This is a genomic window from Nitrospirillum viridazoti CBAmc, from assembly GCF_000730165.1.
Taxonomy (GTDB): domain Bacteria; phylum Pseudomonadota; class Alphaproteobacteria; order Azospirillales; family Azospirillaceae; genus Nitrospirillum; species Nitrospirillum viridazoti.
On record NZ_CP022111.1, the window covers coordinates 1354966 to 1380028 of the forward strand.

22 protein-coding genes are annotated in these 25063 nt (G+C 66.9%); 15 read left to right on the forward strand and 7 right to left on the reverse strand.

Annotation, left to right across the window (positions count from 1 at the left end; translation table 11 throughout):
- Window positions 1-187 precede the first annotated feature (187 nt).
- A complete protein-coding gene (locus Y958_RS31480; protein WP_145727669.1) occupies window positions 188-823 on the forward strand; it encodes a hypothetical protein in 636 nt (211 codons plus the stop codon).
- Between the two features lie 73 nt (window positions 824-896).
- Here Y958_RS31480 and Y958_RS19205 read toward each other — a convergent pair whose 3' ends face one another.
- Window positions 897-2063 (reverse strand): MFS transporter, encoded by a 1167-nt coding sequence (locus Y958_RS19205; RefSeq protein ID WP_088873544.1) that lies wholly within the window; start codon window positions 2061-2063, stop codon window positions 897-899.
- Here Y958_RS19205 and Y958_RS32025 point away from each other — a divergent pair.
- The 4 genes from Y958_RS32025 (at window position 2062) to Y958_RS19220 (ending at window position 4931) form a co-directional block, all read left to right on the forward strand.
- Complete coding sequence (locus Y958_RS32025) at window positions 2062-2211, forward strand: hypothetical protein (RefSeq protein ID WP_186291348.1); 150 nt, start codon at window positions 2062-2064, stop codon at window positions 2209-2211. The two genes, Y958_RS19205 and Y958_RS32025, sit on opposite strands and share 2 nt — an antisense overlap.
- A gap of 83 nt (window positions 2212-2294) precedes the next feature.
- Window positions 2295-3020, forward strand: coding sequence for an SDR family oxidoreductase (locus tag Y958_RS19210; protein WP_088873545.1), 726 nt, complete (start codon window positions 2295-2297; stop codon window positions 3018-3020).
- A gap of 70 nt (window positions 3021-3090) precedes the next feature.
- Window positions 3091-3885, forward strand: a complete 795-nt coding sequence (locus Y958_RS19215; RefSeq protein ID WP_088873546.1) for an SDR family NAD(P)-dependent oxidoreductase — start codon at window positions 3091-3093, stop codon at window positions 3883-3885.
- 20 nt (window positions 3886-3905) lie between these two features.
- A complete protein-coding gene (locus Y958_RS19220; RefSeq protein ID WP_186291349.1) occupies window positions 3906-4931 on the forward strand; it encodes an alpha/beta hydrolase in 1026 nt (341 codons plus the stop codon).
- A gap of 4 nt (window positions 4932-4935) precedes the next feature.
- Here Y958_RS19220 and Y958_RS19225 read toward each other — a convergent pair whose 3' ends face one another.
- A complete protein-coding gene (locus tag Y958_RS19225; protein ID WP_088873547.1) occupies window positions 4936-5292 on the reverse strand; it encodes a hypothetical protein in 357 nt (118 codons plus the stop codon).
- Window positions 5293-5391: 99 nt separating this feature from the next.
- Window positions 5392-6483 carry a glycoside hydrolase family 43 protein gene (locus tag Y958_RS19230; RefSeq protein ID WP_088873548.1) on the reverse strand — a complete coding sequence of 364 codons (1092 nt, stop codon included), beginning with the start codon at window positions 6481-6483 and terminating at the stop codon, window positions 5392-5394.
- Between the two features lie 275 nt (window positions 6484-6758).
- Here Y958_RS19230 and Y958_RS19235 point away from each other — a divergent pair, with 275 nt between their 5' ends.
- The 5 genes from Y958_RS19235 (at window position 6759) to Y958_RS19255 (ending at window position 11365) form a co-directional block, all read left to right on the forward strand.
- On the forward strand, window positions 6759-7757 hold the full coding sequence (locus tag Y958_RS19235) for a cysteine synthase A (protein WP_088873549.1): 999 nt from the start codon (window positions 6759-6761) through the stop codon (window positions 7755-7757).
- 14 nt (window positions 7758-7771) lie between these two features.
- Window positions 7772-8638, forward strand: a complete 867-nt coding sequence (gene sseA, locus Y958_RS19240) for a 3-mercaptopyruvate sulfurtransferase (protein ID WP_088873550.1) — start codon at window positions 7772-7774, stop codon at window positions 8636-8638.
- Between the two features lie 28 nt (window positions 8639-8666).
- The gene (locus tag Y958_RS19245; RefSeq protein WP_088873551.1) at window positions 8667-9290 is read left to right on the forward strand and encodes a GNAT family N-acetyltransferase; all 624 of its coding nucleotides are present in this window, start codon (window positions 8667-8669) and stop codon (window positions 9288-9290) included.
- 156 nt (window positions 9291-9446) lie between these two features.
- A complete protein-coding gene (locus Y958_RS19250; RefSeq protein WP_244909463.1) occupies window positions 9447-10169 on the forward strand; it encodes a GNAT family N-acetyltransferase in 723 nt (240 codons plus the stop codon).
- Window positions 10166-11365: an FUSC family protein gene (locus tag Y958_RS19255; protein WP_088873552.1), complete on the forward strand. Its 1200-nt coding sequence runs from the start codon at window positions 10166-10168 to the stop codon at window positions 11363-11365. The genes Y958_RS19250 and Y958_RS19255 overlap by 4 nt, the downstream gene beginning before the upstream one ends.
- Window positions 11366-11442: 77 nt before the next feature.
- Here the strand turns inward: Y958_RS19255 and Y958_RS19260 are convergent, their stop codons facing one another.
- Together Y958_RS19260 and Y958_RS19265 are read right to left on the reverse strand one after the other, a co-directional pair.
- The gene (locus Y958_RS19260; protein WP_040847035.1) at window positions 11443-11820 is read right to left on the reverse strand and encodes a hypothetical protein; all 378 of its coding nucleotides are present in this window, start codon (window positions 11818-11820) and stop codon (window positions 11443-11445) included.
- 328 nt (window positions 11821-12148) lie between these two features.
- Window positions 12149-12448, reverse strand: coding sequence for a hypothetical protein (locus tag Y958_RS19265; RefSeq protein WP_088873553.1), 300 nt, complete (start codon window positions 12446-12448; stop codon window positions 12149-12151).
- 375 nt (window positions 12449-12823) lie between these two features.
- Here Y958_RS19265 and Y958_RS19270 point away from each other — a divergent pair, with 375 nt between their 5' ends.
- The 4 genes from Y958_RS19270 to Y958_RS19285 all read left to right on the forward strand — a co-directional run bounded on the left by Y958_RS19270 (window position 12824) and on the right by Y958_RS19285 (window position 19076).
- Window positions 12824-14167: an amidohydrolase gene (locus tag Y958_RS19270; RefSeq protein ID WP_088873554.1), complete on the forward strand. Its 1344-nt coding sequence runs from the start codon at window positions 12824-12826 to the stop codon at window positions 14165-14167.
- A 100-nt stretch (window positions 14168-14267) separates the two neighbouring features.
- Window positions 14268-15467 carry a cystathionine beta-lyase gene (metC, locus tag Y958_RS19275; protein ID WP_186291350.1) on the forward strand — a complete coding sequence of 400 codons (1200 nt, stop codon included), beginning with the start codon at window positions 14268-14270 and terminating at the stop codon, window positions 15465-15467.
- A 20-nt stretch (window positions 15468-15487) separates the two neighbouring features.
- Complete coding sequence (hisI, locus tag Y958_RS19280; RefSeq protein WP_004273134.1) at window positions 15488-15910, forward strand: phosphoribosyl-AMP cyclohydrolase; 423 nt, start codon at window positions 15488-15490, stop codon at window positions 15908-15910.
- 136 nt (window positions 15911-16046) lie between these two features.
- Complete coding sequence (locus tag Y958_RS19285; protein WP_088873555.1) at window positions 16047-19076, forward strand: response regulator; 3030 nt, start codon at window positions 16047-16049, stop codon at window positions 19074-19076.
- A gap of 104 nt (window positions 19077-19180) precedes the next feature.
- Here Y958_RS19285 and Y958_RS19290 read toward each other — a convergent pair whose 3' ends face one another.
- Window positions 19181-22177 (reverse strand): autotransporter outer membrane beta-barrel domain-containing protein, encoded by a 2997-nt coding sequence (locus Y958_RS19290; RefSeq protein ID WP_088873556.1) that lies wholly within the window; start codon window positions 22175-22177, stop codon window positions 19181-19183.
- A gap of 334 nt (window positions 22178-22511) precedes the next feature.
- Here Y958_RS19290 and Y958_RS19295 point away from each other — a divergent pair, with 334 nt between their 5' ends.
- Window positions 22512-22865, forward strand: coding sequence for a hypothetical protein (locus Y958_RS19295; protein ID WP_050897849.1), 354 nt, complete (start codon window positions 22512-22514; stop codon window positions 22863-22865).
- A gap of 155 nt (window positions 22866-23020) precedes the next feature.
- Here the strand turns inward: Y958_RS19295 and Y958_RS19300 are convergent, their stop codons facing one another.
- Entirely contained in the window at window positions 23021-24883 is a 1863-nt protein-coding gene (locus Y958_RS19300; protein WP_088874096.1) for a flagellin N-terminal helical domain-containing protein, read from the reverse strand.
- Window positions 24884-25063: the final 180 nt, after the last annotated feature.

Here is a 25063-nt window from a genome sequence, read left to right on the forward strand (position 1 = left end):
TGGAGGGTCGGTCCACGCCGCGTGGCCGAGGATCTCAACCTACGCCCCTTCGAGATCGTTTGGTCACCTAAGCCATGTGAACCGCAATTATATAAAGTTGATCTAAATATATTACTGATAATTTAAAGTTGAGTTACGATTCCGTGGATCGTTGGAATTTCCGCCATCGCCTAAGCGGAGGGACATAATGTCGAACCAAGAACATGTCCAAGCAGAAGCCGACCCGTCACCACAAGCGAGGAAAAATGTTAATTATGTTGGCCTCGGCGCTATAATATTCATATACATGTCCATTGCATCCTTCGCAGCAACTGGGGTTATTCTGATATATGTAAAATCACCAGCCACCACAAGCGCAAATATATTATTAGAATACTTCCCTCCAATACTTCTAAGCAGCATTGGAGTTTTCAGCGCATTCGTCGGCGTAAGTTTACTTCATGCAGCAGGAACTGCGTCAATCACAGAACCAGGTCTAATCGTTAATAAGCTGGAATGGAACGCACTATCAGGCGCTATCATAAAAGGAAATGAAGAAGCGATAACACAATATGTTCGCCTTAGAAGCCTTGGTGGATTTTCCGGAAACTTTACCAAACTTGGCCTCACAGGTCTTCCGTTAGCCACAATTGGACTCACGCTCTTTTTTTCCATTATGTTTTTACATAATGCAGAATACCTCGAATTAGCGAAGCTAACTCTCGGTGCCTTTATAGGTTCATTTGTTCAGAAGCAAGTCAGCAATCAACAAGGAGCGGGAAGCGTAAAACTCCAGTCGGGAGAGACAGTAAAAATAAATCCTCGCCCCACCACTCCATTATAATAGATTTCCGATTGAAATATCTGGAGATCGCCAGCTGGCTATACGTGGCATGTTAGCATAAAGAATCATTAGCTTAAGCCTCTGCTCTCCTTTGAACTATCCGCCGGTCCTGGACCCACCCCAGCAGGGCCAGCAGCAGGCCGCCGGCCGCCACGGCGGCCCCGGCATAGGCCACCGCCTCATAGCCCAGGCCGCCGTCGATCACCAGGCCGCCCAGGAAGGCGCCGCCGGCGTTGCCCAGGTTGAAGGCGCCGATGTTGAGCGAGGCCGCCAGGTTGGGGGCGTCGCTGGCCTTTTCCAGCACCCGCATCTGCAGGGGCGGCACCGTGGCGAAGGCGGCCATGCCCCAGACGAACAGGGTGGCGATGGATGCCGCGGGGTTGTGCATGGTGAGGGAGAAGCCGGCGAGAATCAGGCCCAGCAGCGCCAGCACGCCCACCAGGGCGGGCATCAGCGCCCGATCCGCCAACTTGCCGCCCAGGACGTTGCCCAGGGTCAGGCCCAGGCCGAAGACCAGCAGGGCGCTGGTGACACCGGTGGGGGATAATCCCGCCGCGTGTTCCAGGATGGGGGTGATGTAGGTGAAGACGACGAACACGCCACCGAAACCCAGCACCGTGGTGGCCAGGGCCACCAGCACGGCCGGCCGCTTCAGCACCGCGACCTCCCGCCCAAGGCTGCCCTGTTCCGAGGCGGCAACCGGCGGCACCAGCGCCGCCATCGCCAACGCCGCCACCAAGCCCAACCCGGCCACGGCCCAGAAGGTGGCGCGCCAGCCGAAATGCTGGCCAACCAGGGTGCCCAGGGGCACGCCCAGGATGTTGGCCAGCGTCAGGCCGGTGAACATCAGGGCGATGGCGCTGGCCCGCCGGTCCGCCGGCACCAGGCTGGCCGCGACGACGGAGCCGATGCCGAAGAAGGACCCGTGGGTGAAGCTGGCGACGATGCGCGCCACCATCAGCATGGTGTAGCCGGTGGAAACGGCCGCCAGGGCGTTGCCCACGATGAACAGGGCCATGAGGCCGACCAGCAGCGTCTTTCGCGGCAGCCGGCCCGTGGTCAGGGTCAGGATGGGGGCGCCCACCACCACGCCCAGGGCGTAGCCGGAGATGAGCAGGCCCGCCATGGGGATGGAGACGCCCAGGTCCACCGCCACGTCTGGCAGCAGACCCATGATGACGAATTCCGTGGTGCCGATGGCGAAGGCCGCGGCGGCCAGGGCGAAGAGGGGAAGCGGCATGGAAAAGCACTCCGGCCTTATGAAAGGCAGCAGGGGAAAAATCCCGTCGGCGGCCTATCTGTTTCGTGTCGTACCCACCCTCGCCTTTCTCGCGCCCGCGAAAAACGGGACAGTCGCGGAAGCACTCTTCACGTTTCGGAAAGAGTGATTTGGCAACGGCGCCCATTCTTGCCACCCCGGGCCGGTGCTACATCAAAGGTCATGCAAACATTGGCAAAAGGACGCCTGCAAATGTTCGACCTTACGAATAAGGACGTGCTGGTCATTGGCGGTTCCTCGGGCATAGGCCTGGCCACGGCGGTCGCCGTCGCCAGGCTGGGTGCCCGGGTCGCCATCGCCTCCCGCAATGCGGAAAAGGTGGCGGCGGCGGTGGAGATCATCGGCCACCAGGCCCAGGGCCACACGCTGGACACGCTGGATGACACCGCCGTTGCCGGCTTCTTCCAGAGGGGCAAGACCTACGACCACGTGGTCGTCACCGCCTCCAGCACCAGCCGGGGCACGGTGGCGGAGATGCCGCTGGCCGACGCCTACGCCTCGCTGAATTCCAAGTTCTGGGGCGCGTACCGCGTGGCGCGCGCCGCCACGGTGGCGGACGCCATCAACCCCGGCGGCTCGCTGACCTTCGTCACCGGCTATCTCGCCATACGGCCGAAGAAAGGTGCCGCCCTGCAGGCCGCCATCAATGCGGGGTTGGAGGCGCTGGCCAAGGGCTTGGCCCTGGAACTGGCGCCGGTGCGGGTCAACGCCGTCTCCCCCGGCTTCGTCGACACCCCGCTGTGGGGTCACGCCCCGGCGGCGGAGAAGGCCGCCCGCCTGGCCAGCATCGCCAAAGGACTGCCCGCCGGCGTCGCCGGCCGAGGCGAACACCTCGCCGTTCAAATTATCTCAGGAATGGTCAATCCCTACCTGACCGGCAGCGTTACCTATGTGGATGGCGGCGGCGCCCTGGTCTGACCCCGCGCCCCTTTCCCCGACAATCTCCTTTCCCCGACCGCCCCCTTTCCCTGACAAAGAGAGCAGAACCATGCAGATCGACCTGAAGGGCCAGACGGCCATCGTCACCGGTTCCACCGCCGGCATCGGCTTCGCCATCGCGCTGGGCCTGGCCCAGGCCGGCGCATCCGTCATCGTGAACGGCCGCAGCCAGGCCACCGTCACCGCCGCCGTGGCCAAGCTGAACGAACTGGTGCCCGGCGCCGACGCGCGCGGTGTGGCCGCCGACGTCAGCACGGCCGAGGGCGCCGCCGCCCTGGTGGAAGCTGTGCCCCAGGCCGACATCCTGGTGAACAACGCCGGCATCTTCGAGCCCAAGGACTTCTTCGAGACGCCGGATGAGGACTGGACCCGCATGTTCGACGTCAACGTCCTGTCGGGCGTGCGCCTGTCCCGCAGCTACCTCAAGGGCATGCTGGAGCGCAACCAGGGCCGCGTCATCTTCATCTCCTCCGAATCCGGGCTGAACATCCCGGTGGAGATGATTCACTACGGCTTCAGCAAGACGGCCCAGCTGGCGGTGTCGCGCGGCCTGGCCAAGCTGACGCGCGGCAGCAAGGTCACCGTCAACGCCGTCCTGCCCGGCCCCACCCTGTCGGAAGGGGTGGAAGCCATGCTGAAGGACCAGGTGGCCAAGACCGGCAAGCCGATCGAGGAGGTCGGCACCGATTTCGTCCGCGCCTTCCGCCCGACCTCGCTGATCCAGCGCACGGCGACGGTGGAGGAGGTGGCGAACATGGTCGTCTACGCCTGCTCCCCCCAGGCGTCGGCCACCAATGGTGCCGCCCTGCGCGTGGACGGCGGCGTGGTCGACTTCATCGCCTGATACCGGAAGGGCCATCCCTCATGCGGCGCTTTATTCCCCTGATCCTGGCGGCCGCCCTGGCCGCCAGCCCCGCTGTCTCCACCACGGCGGGGGCCTCCACCGTCGCCCCGGCGGCGGCGGAGCCCATCGGCATCGCGCTGGAGGGATGGCCCTATCCTTTCCCTATCAGTTATTTCGAGTTCGTGGCCGAGGGGCAGACGCTGCGCCAAGCCTATATGGACGTGGCGCCCACCGGCAAACCGAATGGCCGCGTGGCCCTGCTGTTCCACGGCCGCAACTTCCCCGCCAGCTACTGGGACAAGGTCATCCGCGCCTTCACCGCTGACGGCTACCGCGTCATCGCCACCGACCAGATCGGCTTCGGCAAATCGTCGAAGCCCGACGTGCCCTACAGCTTCGATTTCTTCGCCGCCAACAGCGCCGCCCTTCTGGACAGTCTGGGCATCAAGCAGGTGGATCTGGTGGGCCATTCCATCGGCGGCATGCTGGCCGCCCGTTTCACCCGGACATATCCGGAGCGGGTGCGCCGCCTGGTGCTGGAGGCGCCGGTGGGGCTGGAGGATTACCGCCTGACCGTGCCGCCGGTCAGCGACGCCTTCCTTTACGACCGTGAATACGGCCTGACGGCGGACGCCTACCGCGACTTCCTGAAGAACACCTATTCCCTGTCCGGCCCCGTGGCGGAGATCGAGCCCTTCGTCAGCTTGCGCGAACGGCTGAAGGCCAGCGGCGAGTATCCGCGCTGGGTGAAGTCCTTCATCAAGTCCTATCAGATGATCCACGACCAGCCGGTGGTGCACGAATACCCGCTGATCGCCACGCCCACCTTGTTCATCATGGGGTCGGCCGACCACAACGCGCCGGGCAAGCCCTACACCACCAAGGAACTGGGCGCCGGCATGGGCCGCAACGCCGACAACGCCAAGGCCATCGCCGCCTCCATGCCCAACGCCCAGGTGGTGGTGTTCGACGGCGTGGGCCATCTGGTCCACCTGGAACGGCCGGAAGATTTCAACAGGACGGCGCTGGGGTTCCTGGACCGCTGACGCCTCAGAGGTCGTCGTAGAGGTTGCCCTCATCCGGCGGCGGGGCGGGTTGCTTGCCCGGGCGGGCGCCGGCCTGCTTTCCCGCCGCCGCGTCCGCGCGCACGGCGGCCAGCGGGCGGTCGTCCACCATCACGTCCTCATCCGTGTCCGGGCCGGGGTCGCTCTCCGGCTTGACGCCGGCGTTGCGCAGCCATTCCCCGCACCAGTCGGTGGACAGGGTGGTGGGGAAGACGCCGGCTGGCGCCCGGTCGGTCACCACCGGCGGATAGCGCCGGCACTGTCCCTTGGGTCCCCGCTCCCGCACACCGCCGCCCAGCCAATGGCGGCAGGTATAGCAAATCTCGGAACGGCGGACGGCCATGGGACCAGGCTTTCAGCTGCGGATGTCGTGTGCGCCCCTTATACCATGCCCTTGTCTGCGGTTGGGAAGGGAGGACGCATCCGCGCCCCCCACTCCTCATCACGGCACAAACGGATCGACGGTCTGGATCGAGCTGTCGGCGTTGAAGTGCAGCTCGGTCACCTTGACGTTGCGCAGGTGGTTTTTGCCGCTGAGCTGGTTGTCGGCATAAAACAGCCAGGTCTTGCCGCCCCAATCGACGATGGAGTGATGGGTGGTCCAACCCTGCACCGGCAGCAGGAAATGGCCCTGGTACTTGAAGGGGCCATAGGGGTTGTCGCCGGTGGCGTAGGCCAGGAAGTGGGTGTCGCCGGTGGAATAGGTGAAGTAGTAGGTGCCGCCGCGCTTGTACATCCACGACGCCTCGAAGAAGCGCCGCTCATGGTCGCCGCCCAGCAAGGGCTTGCCGTCCTGGCCCAGGATGACGACGTCGCGCGGCTTTTCCGCGAAGGTCTTCATGTCCGGCGACAGCTTGGCGACCTTGGCGCTGAGCGCGGGCTTGTCGTCCTGCTTCAGGTCGGTGTCGCCGACGCCGGCGTCATAATGGCCCTTGGCCCACTTCTGCAGTTGGCCGCCCCAGATGCCGCCGAAATACATGTAGCTGCTGCCGTCCGCGTCGGTGAACACGGCCGGATCAATGGAGAAGCTGCCGGGGATGGGCTTCGCCTCCGCCTTGAAGGGGCCCACGGGCTTATCGCTGGTGGCGACACCGATGTGGAAGACGCCCTTCTTATCCTTGGCGGGGAAATAGAGGTAATAGGTGCCGTTCTTGTACGCGGCATCCGGGGCCCACATGAATTCCTTGGCCCAGGGGACCTGCTCCACCGACAGCGCCACGCCGCCGATGGTCACCTTGCCGCCGATCGCGTCCATGGACAGGACGCGATAGTCGCGCATGGCGTATTGGCTGCCCAGGTCGTCGTCGGGAATGCCGGCATCGATGTCGTGGCTGGGATAGACGTAGATTTTGCCGTCGAACACATGGGCCGAGGGGTCGGCCGTGTAAATCTCGGTCACCAGCGGCTGCGACAGGAAATGCTTGCCGTTGAGCGCCACCGGATTCTGATCGGCGGGCTTGTCCTGGGCCGTGGCGGCCCCGGCCGCCATGAGCGCGCCCACGACAGGCAGGGTGAAACCGAACAAGCGACGCATGTGTCCTCCCGATATTTTTATGGCCCCTATCCTCGCGGCGGGGCGGCAAGGCCGAAAAGTTACCGCTACCATTGGCGGAACACAAGGACATCCGCGCGGGCGTGACCCGCTGGCCACAGGCCTGATTTGCCAGCATTGGCTGTGTGGTTTCCCCGTCGCTCAACGCCAATATGCGGGGGCCGCGCTTGAAGGGCGCGCGCGGGCTCACTAGTCTTTGCACATCCCATCGGGGCCGCCTTGGCGGCGCCCGCACCTCGACACGACGGAAGACGGCCTTGGACATACGCGACGGTTTCATCGGAACGATCGGCCATACCCCTCTGGTCCGGCTGGAAGCAGCCTCCAAGGCGACGGGCTGTGACATCCTGGCCAAGGCCGAGTTCCTGAACCCCGGCGGGTCGGTCAAGGACCGCGCGGCCCTGGCCATCATCCAGGACGCCATCAAGCGCGGCGCGCTGAAGCCCGGCGGCACCATCGTCGAGGGCACCGCCGGCAACACCGGCATCGGCCTGGCCCTGGTGGGCAACGCCTGGGGCTTCAAGACCGTCATCGTCATGCCCGAGACGCAGAGCCAGGAAAAGAAGGACATGCTGCGCCTGATCGGCGCCGACCTGCGCCTGGTGCCGGCCGTGCCCTACAAGGATCCCGGCAACTACGTCCATGTCAGCCGCCGCATCGCGGAGGAATTGGCGGCGACGGAGCCCAACGGCGCCATCTGGGCCAACCAGTTCGACAATCTGGCCAACCGCGAGGGCCACCGCGCCACCACCGGCGTGGAAATCTGGGAACAGACGGGCGGCAAGGTCGACGCCTTCACCTGCGCCGTGGGCACCGGCGGCACGCTGGCCGGCGTGGCCCTGGCCCTGAAGGACCGCAACCCCAACGTCCGCATCGTGATGGCCGACCCGCTGGGCAGCGTGCTGTACAGCTGGAAGAAGACGGGGGAACTGGTGTCCTCGGGCACCTCCATCACCGAGGGCATCGGCCAGGGCCGCGTCACCGCCAACCTGCTGGACGCCCCCATCGACGACGCCGTGCAGATCCCCGATGAGGAAGCCCTGCCCATCATCTTCGACCTGGTGAAGACGCAAGGCCTGGTGGTGGGCGGATCCAGCGGCATCAATGTCGCCGCCGCCATCCGCGTGGCCCGCGACCTCGGCCCCGGCCACACGGTGGTGACGGTGCTGTGCGACTTCGGCACCCGTTATCAGTCCAAGCTGTTCAACCCGGAATTCCTGCGGGAACGGAACCTGCCCGTTCCCGGCTGGCTTTAAGGAGGCCCCAGGCCATGGCCCTCAACCCCGCAACCCAGAGCGCGCTCGTCACCACCGACTGGCTGGCCCAGCACCTGAATGACCCGGACATCCGGGTGGTGGACGCCAGCTATCACATGCCGGCCGTGCCGCGTGAGGCCAAGGCCGAGTTCGCGGCCCAGCATATCCCCGGCGCCGTCTTCTTCGACATCGACGGCATCGCCGACAAGACCATTCCCCTGCCCCACATGCTGCCCACGGCCGAGGTGTTCGCCCAGGCCGTGGCCGACCTGGGCATCGGCCGCAACAGCACCGTCATCGTCTACGACGTCTACGACCTGTTCAGCGCGGCCCGGGTGTGGTGGACCTTCCGCGTGTTCGGTCACGACAAGGTCTATGTCCTGGACGGCGGCCTGCCCAAATGGCTGGCGGAGGGCCGGCCGGTGGAAGCCGGTCCCGCCCAGCCCAAACCGGCGGGAGAGCCGATCGCCGCCCACCTGAACCCGGCCCTGGTACGCGATGCCAATGCCATCCGCGAAAACGTGGACCGCAAGGTGGAGCAGGTGGTGGACGCCCGCTCGCAAGGCCGGTTCGAGGCGACGGCGCCGGAGCCGCGCGCCGGCTTGCGCGGCGGCCACATCCCCGGCAGCCGCAACGTGCCCTTCAACGACCTGATCGCGGGCGGACGCCTGCGGCCGCCGGATGAGCTGGCGGCGCGCTTCCAGGACGCCGGCGTGGACGTGAACCGCCCCTTGGTCACCAGCTGCGGCAGCGGGCTGACCGCCGCCATCCTGGCCCTGGCGCTCTATGAGATCGGCCAGCCTGAGGTCGCCATCTATGACGGGTCATGGACGGAATGGGGCGGCCGGGCGGATCTGCCCGTCGCCACCGGCCCGGCCTGAGGCCCGCTCCCAGCCCGAGGCCCGCCCCATGACGCTTGCGACCTGGACGCTGCCGGACGACCTGCCGGCCGGCAAGCTGCCCGTCACCGTGACCTATCTGGAAATGGCGGAGCCGCCGGCCAGCCCGGCTCGGCCGAGGCCCAAGGGAATGGACGGGCCGGTGCATGCCCGGAACTGTCCGTCCGCCTATTACCGTTTCCTCTACGACACGGTAGGGGAGCCGTGGCTGTGGGAATACCGCCGCCGCATGGCGCCGGAGCGCCTGGCCGAAATCCTGGCCGATCCGGCGGTGGAGGTACACGTCGTCTCCGTCCAGGGCGTGCCCGCCGGCTATATCGAACTGGATGCGGAAAAGTTATCCAGCGACGGCGCCATGGACGTGGCCTATTTCGGCCTGATGCCCTGGGCCATCGGCCGGGGCATCGGCCCATGGCTGCTGGACTGGGGCGTGCGCCTGGCCTGGACCAAGCCGTCGGTGCGGCGGCTGACCGTCAACACCTGCACCTTCGACCACCCGTCGGCCCTGGGCCTGTACCAGCGGGTGGGCTTCAAGGTCCTGCGGACGGAGGACAAGCTGGTGGACGACCCGCGCCTGACCGGCCTGCTGCCCCTGTCGGCCGCCCCGCACATCCCCCTGGCACGCCGGCCTTAAGCCCCCGCCCCCAAGCCTGCGCCATTTGCCGCATCCCAAGGCCCGCAAGGTTGCAGGATCGTCCGACGTGCCATCCCTGAAGGGGCGCAACGGGTGCAGTTCTGCGCGCACTCCTGCACAGGAGCCGCCCCGCAACCAGGCAGGGGAACCGGGGCGATGACGACCATGGTGACGACGGGCGAGGTGCCGGCCGGCAAGCTGCCGGTGCTGATCACCTTCATGGAAATGGCCAAGCGGCCAGAGGGGACGGCCCGGCCCATGCCGGAAGGGGTGCACGGTCCGGTCTTGGCCCGGCACTGCACCCTGGCCTATTATCGCTTCCTCTACGACACGATCGGCGAGCCATGGCTGTGGGAAATCCGGCGGCGCATGGACCAGGGTGAACTGGCCCGGATGCTGGCCGACCCGCAGGTGGAGGTGCATGTGATCCATGTCGACGGCATGCCCGCCGGCTTTGTGGAACTGGATTGGCGCCTGTTGCCGGCCGATGGCACGGTCGCCATCGACTATCTGGGCCTGATGCCCTGGGCCATCGGCCGGGGCCTGGGGAGCTGGCTGTTGGACTGGGCGGTGCGCCGGGTATGGGAACGCCCGCGCGTCCGACGCTTGACCATCAACACCTGCAGCTTCGACCACCCCGCGGCCTTGCCCCTCTACCAGCGCGCCGGGTTCCGCCGTCTGCGCCAGGAACGCAAGTTCGTCGACGATCCGCGGCGCGCGGGCGTCCTGCCCCTGGGTGCCGCGCCCCACATTCCGCTGGCGCGGCCGGCCCCCCCCGCCCCGCCCCATGCCCCGGCCACACCCGACGGCGCGCCGTCGCAAGCCGGTGACCCGTCCCGCCGGCCCATGGCCTTCCGTCCCACGGCTGGCAGCCCATGAGCCTGCTGGCGGCTTTGCGTGCGCCTGAGGTGCGACTGGCCTTCCGCGTCACCGTCGCCGGCACGGCGGCGCTGGCCATGGCCCGCCTGTTCAACCTGCCCCAGGGCTACTGGGCCGTCATCACCGCCATCATGGTCATGCAGGCCAGCATCGGCGGCTCATTGAAGGCGGCGCTGGACCGGTTCGCCGGTACCCTGTCCGGGGCCGCGTGGGGTGCCCTGGTCGCCACCTTCGGCCTGCACGACACGCTATTGCACCTGTGCCTGACCCTGGCCGTGGCGCTGGCGCCCCTGGCGTGGCTGGCCGCCCGCTATCCCGTGTGCAAGCTGGCGCCGGTCACCGCCGTCATCGTGCTGCTGACCTCCGGCGGGGGAACGCAATCGTCCTTCATGCTGGCGCTGGACCGAGTGTTCGAGATCGTCATCGGCAACGTCATCGGCCTGGCCGTGGCCCTGTTCGTATTTCCCGCCCGCGCCCATGGCGTGGTGCTGACCACCGCCGCGCGAGTGGCCGACCTGTGCGCCGACATGCTGGACGTGCTGCTGGACCCGGACTTGGCCGACGATGTGCGCCAGGGACTGTCCAAGCGCCACGCCCAGCTGTGGGCGGCGCTGCGCCCCCTGGATACGGCAGCGGAAGAGGCGCAGCGGGAACGCCGCACCTGGCTGGGCGATCAGCGCGACCCAGCCCCCCTGGTGCGCACCCTGACACGCGTGCGCCATGACCTGGTGATGGTGGGCCGCGCCACCAGCAGCCGCGCGCCCTCGGGCGTGGCCGCTGCCCAGCGGCTGGAAGGTCCGCAGGCGGAGGTGCGCCGTCAGGGCGTCCTGTTCCTGCGCCATGCAGCCATGGCCATGCGTGCGCCTTCGGCGCTGCACGGGCAAGGGCAGATACCGCCCGTCGAGCCGGTGCAGGCCGCGACCCACGCCTATCTGGACATGGTGCAGACCTTGCGGGCGGAGGGCGTGCTGCGGGAGTTGCCGCGCGGCGTGACGGGACAGATCTACACCCTGTCCTTCGCGCTGGAACAACTGAGCCAGGATCTGGCGGACCTGCATGCGCGGGCGGAAGAGATGATTCCACCGGCCCGGCATCAGGACAAGACACCAGAGGAAGCCGCCGTGCCGGCCGGTGTGGAGCCGGTGGCCACCCAGCCGCCGGCGGCGCCATCCCAGGATACCCCCTCACCGGGGTAAGGGGCCCCGGCGTGAGGCGGGGACGGGGCAAACCCCGCCGTCCCGCCCCGGCACCGGAGAGACGCTGGTGGACCTGATCAGCGGGCGGTGTCGGCCACCTGCTCGGCCGGCAGGGTGGCGAAGTCGCGGGCCACGGCCTTCAGGTCATGGATGGCGCGGTCATAGCTGTTGGCGATGGCGGCGCGGCCGTCGGGCGTCCAGGCGATGACGCTGCGGGCGCTCAGATTGTCCAGGCAAGCCAGGCGGGCCTGGGTAGCCTTGCCATAGGCACGAACCTCGGCCGTGGCGGCGCTGACCTCGGCGGCGGAGGCGGTGGCGGACAGGTGGTTCACCGGGGCCACGGGAGCCTTGCCGCAGGCGCGCTCGACACCCAGGGACTGGGCGGAGGCGGGAAGGGCGGCGGTAACCAGGCCACCCAGGACCAGGGCGGCGAAAACGCGGGAAACGGTAGCCATAATCATCTCCGATGGCGAAAGGTGGTGCCCTTGACGGTCGCGCCCTCCCCCGCGGATTGATTGGCGAAATAGCGATTTCGCATACGCACATTTTCATTGTGCGCTGCGGCAAACTTACTGCCGGCCAGTTGCGCCGTCAACCATCGAGCCTCGATGTGATAACGCTATCACAGGCGACGATTTTGCCCAGAAAGCATTGCCAGAAAAGCGAATTATACTTCTGATCTCCTCGCCTGCGGTTTTTGCGACCCTGCCATGCCCAAAGCACGTCAAAGGCGGCCGGTTTGCCGGCCGCCTTCAGATGGAACGTGCGGGATGGGTCTTGGGTTCAGTCGCCGGACGGGGCGGGAGCCATGGCCGGGCTGGTGGTGCCGCTATTGGCGGCGACCTGAGCCAAGCAGGCACCACGGGCCTTGGCCTTGGCGGCGTAGCGTTTGACATGGGCGACGAAAGCGTCGCCGTCGATAGCAGCCGGCGGCGCATCGAGGTGCTTCAGGGATAGGACGGGGGCCGGCCCACAGGGGCTGGACGAAGCGCCACCGACACCCGCCGCCATGGCACTACCGGCCCCAGCAAGGGCAAAAATGGTGAAGAAAGCGTAAATCCGGGCGCGAGCTGCAAAAATCATCAGTCTTATCCTCTAAGAAAACAGTGGCGCGAACGTCCGAGCGTCACTCCGCCCCTCATGGACATTGCCCCACCATTATTTGAGACCGTGAATTTTGAGTTAACACTACTCTTCCGCTTATGGCTGATTCAACAGCGCGGAGGGTAAGGGCGTGACGCCGAGGCCATAGATTGGCCCACACAAATGGGAGAGGACATATCAGAGGGCCACCCACATGGGTTATCTAAGGGGATAGCCTGCGCCCGCGAATGCATATCTGCCATGCGCCGCCGTGTGAGTGCGACAGGCTGGCCGGAATGGAGTGGATAGGTACCCTTTCCCAGAAGGCCAAGCCAATCCAAGGCGATGGCGGCAAACAACAAGGGGCGGTGACAGATGGGCAAGCGGCATTTCGGCTGGACCTTGGCCTTGCATGCGGGGGCCTTAGGTGCGGGCGTGAGCGCCCTGCTGGCCTCGGGAACGGCGGCCTGGGCCGGCGATCGTGAAACGGCGCAGGCCACGGTGGATACCCGCGCGGCGGTGGAACAGCCCAAGATCATCGCCTGGCGCCGCGACATCCATGAGCATCCCGAGTTGGGCAACCAGGAGACGCGCACGGCCGCCCTGGTGGCCAAGCACCTGAAGAGCCTGGGGCTGGAGGTGCGCACCGGTGTCGCCAAGACCGGCGTGGTGGCCGTGCTGAAGGGCGGCAAGCCCGGACCCGTGGTGGCCCTGCGCGCCGACATGGACGCCCTGCCGGTGACGGAACAGGTGGACCTTCCCTTCGCCTCCAAGGTGAAGACGCAATATGAGGGGCATGAGGTGGGCGTGATGCACGCTTGTGGCCACGACACCCATGTCGCCATGCTGATGGGCGTGGCCGAGGCGCTGGCCGGCATGAAGGACCAACTGCCCGGCACGGTGAAGTTCATCTTCCAGCCCGCGGAGGAGGGGCTGGCCAAGGGCGAGGTCGGCGGTGCCGAGCAGATGCTGAAGGAAGGCGCCTTCGAGAACCCCAAGCCCGACGCCGTCTTCGGCGTGCACGTCATCTCCACCCTGCATGCCGGCGACGTGGGCTACCGCCCCGGCCCCTTCATGGCGGCCGCGGATGAGTTCGTCATCACCGTGCATGGACGGCAAAGCCATGGCGCCCTGCCCTGGACCGGCGTCGACCCCATCGTCACCGCCTCGCAGATCGTTCTGGGCCTGCAGACCATCGAAAGCCGGCAGATGGAGGTGATCAAGGAGCCGTCCATCCTCAGCGTGGGCAGCATCCATGGCGGCAACCGCAACAACATCATCCCCGACACGGTGACCCTGAACGGCACCATCCGCACCTTCGACGAGGGCATGCGCGCCGACATCGACAAGCGCCTGCGCCGCACCGTGGCCGGCATCGCCGAGTCCGCCGGCGCCACCGCCGACGTGGACATCATCAAGGGCTATCCCGTCACCATCAACAACCCGGAACTGACGGCCAAGATCGTCCCCACCCTGCAGCGGGTGGCGGGCAAGGACCATGTGAAGCTGATCGACAAGGTCACCCCGTCGGAGGACTTCTCCTTCTATGAACAGCAGGTGCCGGGCGTGTACCTGTTCGTCGGCATCACCCCGCCGGAGACGGACCTGTCCAAGGCGGCGTCCAACCACTCGCCCAAGTTTTTCGTGGACGAGTCCGGCCTGATCGTGGGCGCCCGCACCCTGGCCCACCTGACGGTGGATTACCTGTACGGGCTGTAACGCAACGGAGACATGACGGGACGCGGCGGAGGGGCCGCTTCCCTGGGGCCGGGGGCAGTGCCAAGATGCCCGCCTATTTCCGTTTATGACTTGGCGCCCCATGTCCAACGACACAAAAAACTCAGGCGACGCTCAAAACCCCGCCACCCTGCTGGTCCACGCCGGCCGCAATCCGCTGGACAATTACGGCGTGGTCAACGTGCCGCCCTATCGCGCGTCCACCATCCTGTTCTCCTGTCTGGATGAGCTGGAGGGGCACGATCCCGAGCATCGCGCCCCGCGGTACGGCCGTCGCTCCACGCCCAGCAGCCTGGCGTTCGAGGACGCGGTGGCGGCGCTGGAGGGTGGGCACCGCGCGGTGGTGGCCAGCTCCGGCCTGGCCGCCGTCACCACCGCCCTGCTGGCCTATGCCAAGGCCGGCGGTCATCTGTTGGTGGCCGACACGGTCTACGGCCCGTCGCGCGATTTCTGCGACAAGGTGCTGACGCGCCTGGGCGTGACCGTGGAGTATGTCGACCCGCTGATCGGCGCCGACATCCGGCACAAGCTGCGGCCGGAGACCACGGCCATCCTGCTGGAATCCCCCGGGTCCCTGACCTTCGAGGTGCAGGACATCCCCGCAATATCCCGGGCGGCCCATGACAAGGGGGTGGCCGTGCTGGTGGACAGCACGTGGTCGGCCGGCATTTGCAGCAAGCCGCTGGACCTGGGCGCCGACGTGGTGATTCACGCCGCCACCAAGTATTTCGTGGGCCATGCCGACGCCACCGTGGGCGTCATCGTCGGCACGCGCGAGGCCTGGCAGCGGGTGAAGGATACCGCCCTGCAGCTGGGCCAGAACGTGGGCGGCGACGACCTGTATCTGGCCATGCGCGGCATGCGCACCCTGGCCGCCCGCATGGCCCGCCACCAGGAGACGGCGCTGGCCATCGCCCGCTGGCTGAAAGGGCGGGACGAGGTGCAGCGCGTCCTGCACCCGGCCTTCGCCGACTGCCCCGGCCACGACATCTGGAAGCGCGACTTCACCGGGTCCAGCGGGCTGTTCACGGTGGAACTGAAGAAGCAGCCGCGCGCCGCCATCGCCGCCCTGGTCGACGGCATGTCCCACTTCGGCATCGGCTTCAGCTGGGGCGGGTTCGAATCCCTGATCCTGCCCACCGACCCGCGCAAGATCCGCACGGCCACGCCTTGGACCGGCACCGGCACCCTGATCCGCCTGCATGCGGGCCTGGAGGACGCCGACGACCTGATCCGCGACCTGGAACGGGGCCTCGCCCGCATGAAGGGAGCCGCCGCGTGAGCACCGTCGTGTCATATCCCCTGCCCCCGGCCACCGTTGACGCGACGCTGGCCGCCATCCGCTTCGACGCCAACGGCCTGGTACCGGCCATCGCCCAGCAGCATGACACGGGCGAGGTGCTGATGATGGCGTGGATGAACGCCCAATCCGTGGCGGAAACCCTGGCCACCGGGCGGGTCTGTTACTGGTCGCGCTCGCGCCAATCCTTCTGGCGCAAGGGCGACACCTCGGGCCAGCTGCAATACCTGCGGGAACTGCGGGTGGATTGCGACGGCGACACCCTGCTGCTGCTGGTCGACCAGGCGGGGGTGGCCTGCCACACCGGCCGCCGGTCCTGCTTCTACCGTGCAGCGACGGCGGATGGGCTGTCCACAATCGCGGATGTGGTCACCGACCCCCTGGACCTGTATCCGCTGCATGGCCACAAACACCCAACAACTTAGCTAAAAGTCCAGCAATCGTTTCCCGTTTCCAGTATTGTCCAATTGACGGCGACTGCTTGGTCGCCGACCATTTGGCAGTGGGGGCCGATCCGGTTTTTGGGTGGAACCGGCGGATCCCCCATGGGGGAAGACGGGTATGACTGGCGCTGTTCAGGGGGCTGGTGGCGAATTGGGATCGTCATCCCCACGCCCCCGTGACTTGGCGCAGGCCGCCACCCTGTTCGCGGCCCCCACCACACCATCGCAGCACGCGGCGGCCTTCCTGGTCGGCCTGGCCATGCTGGCCCTGTTCCTGATCGGCGCCATGGGGGCGAAGACGCCCGTGGGCAACATCCCCGGCCTGCTGCCCGCCTACGCCGTCATCATCCTGGTCACCGACCTGCTGACGTCCTTCCTGATCGCCAGCCAGTTCCTGCTGTCGGGCCACCGCGCGCTGCTGTGGCTGGTGGGCGGCTATGCCTATTCCGGCGTCATGGCCGTGCTGCAGGTGGCGGCCCTGCCCGGCGCCTTCGCGCCCCTGGACCCGGACGGCACGCTGTCGCAGTCGGCGCTGTGGCTGTACACGGCCTGGCACATGGCCTTCCCGCTGGCGGTGCTGGGCTTTGCTCAGCGGCAGCGCCAGGCCCCGCCGCCGGTGGCGGGCGACGTGCGCAAGATGCTCGCGCTGGGCGTGGGGGTGGGCGCCGTACTGGCGGCCGGCCTAACCCTGGCCGCCGTCCTGTTTTCCATAGACCGCTGGCTGCCGCGCGTCACCCTGGTCAACACCTACAACAACGACATGGCGGTCAAGGTCATCTACGTGGCCATGCTGCTGATCAACTTCTGCACGCCGGCCATCCTGGCGACGGTGACCAAGGTCCGCACGGTGGGCCATCTGGGGCTGTTGATCTCCACCGTCGCCCTGGCGATGGACACGCTGCTGAACGGCCTGGGCCTGGCGCGCTTCACCCTGGGCTGGTTCCTGGCCCGCGCCGATGGCGCCATCGCCTCCAGCGTCGTTCTGCTGTTGCTGCTGGCGGAAATGGTCAGCCTGTATCGCCGCGTCCACCTGATGAACGGCCAGTTGAACGCCCAGCGCGAGCGTCTGCTGGCCCTGACCGGCGACCTGGACCGCGCCCGGCGCACGGCGGAAGAGGCCCGGCAGGTAGCGGAGCGGGCCAACGCCGCCAAGTCGGACTTCCTGGCCAACATGAGCCACGAAATCCGCACCCCCATGAACGGCGTCACCGGCATGGCGCAGATACTGCTGGATACGCCGCTGACCACCCAGCAGCGCGGATATGCCGAAATCATCCGCGACAACGCCGACGCCCTGCTGGGGGTCATCAACGACATTCTGGACATCTCGAAGCTGGAGGCGGGCAAGGTCAGCCTGGAACGCATCCAGTTCAACCTGGATGAGCTGGTGGACGGTGTCCTGTCCATCCTGGGTCCAAAGGCCCGCGACAAGGGGCTGGAGATCGGCGCCCTGGTGCACGAGGGCGCCATGGGCATGTGGTGGGGCGACCCGACCCGCGTGCGCCAGGTGCTGCTGAACCTGGTGGGCAACGCCATCAAGTTCACGGCCAAGGGGGCCGTGTCGGTGGACATCAAGCTGCTGGGCGATGGACCCGCCCTGCCGGAACAGACGCGGCGCCTGCGCGTCACCGTGCAGGACACCGGCATCGGCATCGACCCGGCGAAGGCGGGCAGGCTGTTCCAGATGTTCGAGCAGGCCGACAGTTCCATCACCCGCCGCTTCGGCGGCACCGGCCTAGGTCTGGCCATCAGCCGCCAGCTGGTGGAACTGATGGGGGGCAGCATCGGGGTGGAGAGCACGCCCGGCGAGGGTTCCACCTTCTGGTTCGACATCCCGCTGGAACGGGCGGTGGCGCCCAGCCGCACCGTCCAGCCCCTGGGCGACCGCCTGCGCGGCCGCCGCGCCCTGGTGGTGGACGACACCCCCGTCAACCGCCTGATCCTGGTGCATCACCTGATGACCTGCGGCATGACGGTGGATGAAGCCTCGGGCGGGATTCAGGCCCGCAACCATCTGCTGCGAACCATGGCGGTGATTGACGGAACCCTGGACGGCGCGTGTACGGATGGCGGCCAGGCCGCCCTGCCGGATGTCATCCTGATCGACCACCACATGCCCGAACTGGACGGGCCTGGCCTGGCCGCCTGGATCCGGGCGGAACCGCGCCTGGCCGGCGTGCGCCTGCTGCTGGCCAGCTCGCTGGAGGCGCCGGCGGCGGGCGACGGCGCCCGCGAAAGCCTGTTCGATGCCGTGGTGCCCAAGCCCATCCGCCGCCCCCAGCTGCTGGAGGCGCTGGCCAAGGCCTGCGGCCTGCGCGTCGAACTGGCGGAGACCGCCCCGCCCCGCCCCGCCGCCGTCACCCCGACAGGCGGCAACAAGCCCCGCATCCTGGTGGTGGAGGACAACATCACCAACCAGACCATCGCCTCGGTCCTGCTGGAAAAGGCAGGATACCACGTGCAGATCGCCGAGGATGGGGCGCAGGCCGTGCGCGCCTGCCTGCAGACCCGGTTCGACCTGGTGCTGATGGACGTGCAGATGCCCGTCATGGACGGCATCGAAGCCACCCGCCGCATCCGCGCCGTGGACGTCCGCGTGCCGCAGATGCCCATCATCGCCATGACCGCCAACGCCATGGCCGGCATGCGTGAGGAATACCTGGCCGCCGGCATGGACGACTATGTGTCCAAGCCGTTCAAGTCCGAGCGCTTCCTGGAAACGGTGGACCGCTGGCTGGCGGAGCGCGCGCCTCAGCCGGTGGCGGAACCGGACGCGACCACCCTGCTGCTGGAACCCCGGGTGCTGGCGCGACTGGAACGGACGGTGCCGCCGACGGATTTCCGCGCCTTGGTCGACGGCATCGTCAGCCGCGGCCGCGGCCGGCTGGATGCCGTCCTCGAGCTGGGGGCCGCCAACGCCACCGAGGCGCTGCGCGAAGCCACGCGCGACCTGGCCGTAATGGCCGATAGCTGCGGCCTGGTGCTGCTGGCCCGCCAGGCGCGCCTGCTGGGCGACAGCCTGGCCCAGCCGGATGTCGGGGCTGACGGCGGGGCGGACGTGGGCGGGCAACTGCGGGCCCTGGCCGACCTGGGCCACCGCTCCTGGGATGCGCTGCACCAACGTTTCCTGGGTGTGGGCGTGGCGTAGGTTCCCCCCAGGTCCCCCTGACCTTGGCCTGCCCTTTCGCCATGACGAAAAAGGCGGCCCCCTGGATGGGGACCGCCTTGCCAGGTGCCCGCGAAGCGCCCGGATCAGAACCGGAACTTGCTCACGAAGCGGGCGTCATAGCCAATGAAGCCGCGACGGTCTTCGCCGCCCAGCTCCAACGCGATGTCGGAGTAGCGGTTGCCGCCCTGCACCGTGATGCGGGCGATGGGGCCGCCGCCGACCACGGACTGTGGCATCAGGGTGAAGCTGGACCCGCCGGCGAAGCTGGCGGTGGTGTCGCCCGGGCCATCGCCGAACACCTGCTTCCACCCCACGGTCAGGGCGGGCTTCCACTGGAAATCGCCGCCCAGCTGGGTCCCGAAGGTCAAGGCCGCCTCGGCATTGCCCTGCTGACCGGTGCGCTCGTCGATCTTCAGGTTGAAGCCGTCGCTGCCGCCGCTTTCCTGGTGGGCGCCATCGGACAGCACGAAATAGTCCAGCGAGGCGGTGGGCCGCACGAACATGAAGCCCAGCGACTGCTCATACCCTAGGCCGAAATGGGCGTCGCCCAAATAGCCCGACCAGTGGGCGTTGGCGTCGCGCTCGAACGCGGCGCCCTCATCGTCCGTGCCGGTGAAGACGCGCTTGCTGGAGAACCGGATATAACCGGCGTTCAGGCTGGCGCTCGCCATCAGCCCACCATACCGGTCGCGCCAGTAGGCGCCGCCGGTGAAGACCTCGCCCTTCACCTGGTTGCCGTTGGAAGCGTCGGGATCGTTGACGGCGGTGATCATGTAGGAGGAGGACAGGCCGACGATGCCGACATTCTCCATGGATTTCTCGTAGCCGCCCATCAGCGCCACGCCGTTGCCGTTGTAGCCCGGGCCCTCACCGCGGTTCTGCGACACGGCGAAGCCCAGCTCCTGCACCCAGGCGCCGCGCCTCTCATCCTTCATGGCCACGGTGGGGTCGGATTCGGTACGGGCCAGCGCCATCATGCCGCGGTTCAGCAACTGGAAGGGGCCGCCGTTGTAATCCGGCAGCATCTTCTCATAGAGACTGCCGAAGGTGCTGGCGCTGGTGGCGTTGAAGAAGGCCTGGCCGATCTGCGTATCCTTGTCGAAGGCGCCGTAGACAGCGTTGAACGCGCCGGCACCCACGGTGATGCCCGCCTCGGCCGCCGTCCGGCGCGCCACGTTCACCGTTACGGTGCCGGCGGTGGTGTCGGCGGCGATGTTGGCCTTGTACCAGTAGGACACATCACCCAGCAGCGACTGGTCGGTGCTGCCCACGCTCAGGCTGCTGGCCTTGATGACGGTGAAGCTGTTGCTGTCGGTGACCTTGCTCTTGAAGATCAGGCCGATTTTGGTGCCCGACGCCAGCGAGGCGGCGCCGGAGACGTTGAACAGGGTGTTGGTGTTGTTGACCGGATCGGCGGTGAAGTCGATCTCGCCGCTGGATCCCACGGTCAGCGACCGCATGGTGATGGTGCTGGTGCTGCTGTCGCGCAGCTTGCCGTTGGTCACCGCGGCGGCCAGGGTGCCGTCGCTGGTCAGGGCGCCGGTATAGACGGCGCCGCCGTCGATGGTCAGCGTGTTGGTGCCGCTGCCGAAGGACAAGGCGCCCGTGACCTTGCCCCCCGTCAGGTCGACGGTTGCATCGCCCGAGCCCAGCAGGATGTCGCCGGTGATGGTGCCGCTGCTGGTGATGGTGACGCCGACGGTGTTGGCCCGCAGGTCCAGCGCCGTGGCCGTGCCGGTGATGCCGGTGTTGTCCGTGGATAGCGTGACGGTGGCCGAGATGGTGCCGCTGTTGGTGATCTGCGTGACGGTGCCGGACCCGTCGTAAATGGCCACGGCGTTGCTGCCCACGGCGGTGGTGGCGCCGGCAAAGCCGGTGGCATAGGCCGCGACGGTGCCGCTGATAATCAGGCCGTTGACGTTGGCGCCGCTGGCAATGGAAATGGCGGTCGCCTTCGAGGACTGCGAGGAAACCGTGGTGCTGATGGTGCCCGACACCGTGATGTTGTCGGGAATGGTGGCGCCCGACCCGACCGACAGGCCGGTGGAGTCCGCCTTGTAGGACACGGTGGTCACGGTACCCGTCAGGTTGATGCCACCATCCACCAGCACCGTTCCGCCCAAACCGCCGATCTGGACGCCGGTCGTGCTGAACCCGTCATAGACGCCGTTGGCGACGATGCCGCCGGCCAGCAGCAGGCCATGGGTATCGCCCGGGACCACCCCCAGTTCGACCTCGCTGTTGGCGCTGCCGATCACCACCGCCGGGGCCGACCCGTAGGAGGTGATGGAGGAGGTCGATTCCAGGTTCAGGCCACCCGTCGAGGTCGAGGCGATCCGGAAGGCGGCGCCGCCCTGCAGCTCGTCATTGGCGGTCAGCGCCGCAAAGCCGGCCGTGGTCGTGGGACGCGTGGTCGAGAGGTAGCCGGTGGACGTGATGCTGCCCGAGACGCTCACCTCGCCTTGCGTGACACCATCCAACGCCACACCGACCGAGCCCGTGCCCAGCGCGCTGACCGTGCCGGAAATGGCGATGTTGCCGGTCGTGGCCGTGGTCCGGATGCCGTAGGAATTGTTGCCGGTCACGGAAACGGTGCCGCTCATCGTCAAATCGCCATCCATCTGGGACGCGACCAGGATGCCGGCGCTGTCGTTGCCACGGACCGTGATGGTGGCCGAGGTGTTGATGGCGCCGGTGAACACACCGTCGCCCGAGACCCAGATGCCATAGCGCCGCTCGGCCGAGGTCAGCGGGATGGTGGAGCTGACGCTGCTGTCGGTTAGCGTCAGGGTGCCGCTGACCGAGACGCTGCCGGTGTTCCCCGCCTTCACCAGGATGCCCGTCGTGTCGTCGCCGCCGGTGATGGAGATGGTGCCGGAACTGCTGACGGTGTTGCTGCTGTCCAGCGTCACCGCCGTCCCGCTGGAGGGGCTGACCGTGCCGGTGATGGTGAGATCACCCGTTGTGGACGTCGCCACCCCGCTGGACCGGGTATCGGAGATCGTGGTCGCCGCGTGAAGGTCGGTCAGGGCGGCGAGGCACAGGGGCGCGGCGGCCACCGGCGCGAGAAGGCGCTTCATTTGCTGAAAAATCCTGCCTGTTCAGACGAATTAAAGGACATTTGGCCGGTGGACCGGCGGGAAAGGACGGAACTGGGCCAAGGTGTGGGCGGCCGGGTTGCGGGCGGGGATCGCGGCCCATACGGACCGGGTTACACGGCGCGGCCGTTCAAACCCGGCGGGCGGTCTTGAAAAAAATTCCCGCCATCGCGGTGATCGGCCAATTTGCCGCAGCCCAGCCCGGGCCTATCCTTCCGAATGGCGGAACGCGATGGGCCTGGGATATTTGCAACTGGCCGCGGCGCGGAGACCTGGCGTAGAGTTCCCGCGTCCCAGCCTGCCGGAACGCGAGCGCATGAAGGAACTACGCTGCATCGTCTTCACCGACCGCGAGGTGGTCAGCGCCATCACCGAACGGCGGCGCAAGCTGAACGATGCCTTCCCCGACGGGGATGTCACCAGCCTGGAATACACGATCAACCGCGGCGTCAGCGCCCGCCTGTCCGTGACCCTGAACGGTGCCGCCAACGACGTCACCATTCCGGAACAAGAGCTGCAGGCGGCCCTGGTGGGCTATTGCATGTCCCGCAACGTTCCGCTGCCCGTTGTGGCCGACAAGGCCCTGTACGTCATCAAGGGACGGGCCACCCTGATGATCACCATGAATTTCAAGAAGCCGGCGCGCCTGGTCGTTTTGGGAGTGGAATGACCCAAGCGATTCCTCAGGTTTGAGCGCAAAATGAAAAAGGGCGGCCCGCTGGGGACCGCCCTTTTCCTTGTGCCCGCCGCTGTCCGGGACCGGGGCGGCGGGAGGGGTATCGGGTGGCCTTTTGCCACGCCGCCGCCCGCCCCCGCCGTCGCCGATTAGAACAGCTTCAGGATGGCCTGCTGGCTCTGGTTCGCCAGCGACAGGGTGGTGACACCCAGCGACTGGCGGGTCTGCAGGGTCAGCAACTCCGCGCCGGCCTGGTTCTGGTCGACCTGCACCAGGCTGTCAGCGCCGTCCGACAGGACGTTGTTGAAGGCGTCGGTGAAGTCGGACCGGGTCTGGATGACGTTCAGGTTGGTGCTGAGCGTCTGGCCGGCAGACCGCAGCTGGGTGGTGGCGTAGGTCAGCTGGGCCACCGCGGCATCGATGTCCGACCGGTCCAGGAAATCGTTCTGGGCGTAGTCGAGGCGCAAGCCCTGGCCGTCGGTGGTGACGTTGGTGGATTTGACGCTCAGCGAGTTGGTGTTGGTCTCGTTGAACTGCACCGACAGGTCGTTCTGGGTGTTGGCCGGCGTCTGCTGCGACGTCGTCATGTTGGCGGACCGGTTGGCCGAGGCCGCCTGCATGATCTTCGTCGAGTCGACGTTGATGCGCACCGTGCCGGTGGTGAAGGACATGGCGTTTTCGCCATCCGTCAGCTTGCCGCTGCCACGATCATTGGCGCCCGACCGGGTGATGGACACGCCGTTCAGGTCGGTGGCCGTGACGGACAGATCCACATCCTTCTCGACGGTGGAGGTACCGTTGCCCGCCGTGCCCAATCCTTCCAACGTGGAACGGTCGACGGTGAAGGACACGACCGAGCCCGAGGAGAAGGACACGGAGATGTCCTTGGTCAGGGCGTTGACGGTCGAGCTGCCCAACGTGAAGCTGTTGGACGTGCCATAGCTGCTGGCCGCGGTGATCTGGAAGGTGCCGGGCGTCGAGGAACTGACGGTGAAGCCTGAGATCGAGCTGCCCGGGATGGAGATGGAGTTGGTGATCAGATTCTGCAGGTTGGTGGCGATGGTGGCCTGGCGCGTCGTCGGCGACGGATTGGACACGTCACCGGCCGAGGCGGTGTAGCTGAACGTCCGGCCATTGATGGTGACGTTGAAGGTATCACCTTCATCAATGTTGCCGGTGATGTTCACCTGCGAAATCTGTTGCGTGCCCGAGGTACCGGCGCTCACCAGGCTGTTGGTGGCGCTCTGGGTGTTGTCGAAGAAGGTGATGGACCGGGACTCGCCGCCTTCGGTGACCACGGCCGTGCGGGTCTGTCCCACGGCGCCACGGATTTCGATCGACACGTCGGAGAAGTTGCCGGCCGTGCTGCTGAGCTTGCCGGACACCTTCAGGCCGAACAGGCCGCGGGCGTCTTCCGCCGAGGCGATGTCGCCGGCGTTGCCGGAGATGTCGCCCGTGCCGGCCACGCGGATGGAATAGGTGTCCGAGGTGGTGACGTTGGTCACGCGGCTGTTGGACAGGCCGGTGATGGAGTTCACCGTGGATCGCGACGAGGAGGTGGCGTCGAAGGTCTGGCCGCTGCCGGCCAGCAGGTTCTTCCCGCCGTAGCCGCTGTCGGCGGCCAGCTTGTCGATCTGGTCCTTGATGTCATTGAACTGGGCGGCCAGCGACTTGCGGGTGGCGATCGCGCTGGGGTCGTTGCCCAGGTTGGAATAGGCCGAGGTCGTCAGGCCCTTGGCCTGGTCGATCAGCTTTTGGATGGAGGTGATGCCCTGGTTGCCCGCCTTGATGGTGCTGATGGCCTGGCCCATCGCGTCCTTCAGGGTGGACAGGTCGCTGGCACGCTGGTTCAGCCCCTGCGCCGCGAAGAAGGCCGTGGGGCCGTCCAGCGCGCTGTTGACCTTGTTGCCCGTGGACAGTTGCGACTGGAGCTTGTCGATCGAGCTGTTGGTGTTCTGCAGCAACAGCAGGTTGGAACGCATTGCCGAAGAGAGGGCGACTTGAGAGGACATCATCTATCTCCTTTTGAGCTGCCGGAGGGCGGCCGTTTGGGCCGGTCTGATCCTTCTGGCGAGAGCAAGCTGCTGGTCCCATGCCATCGAAGAGCGCCACCCGCCCGCTGCCGGGGGGGCCTAAGTCCCCGTCTCCGGGCGGCAACCCGTTCCTGCCGGGATGGCTGGACGGATTGGTCC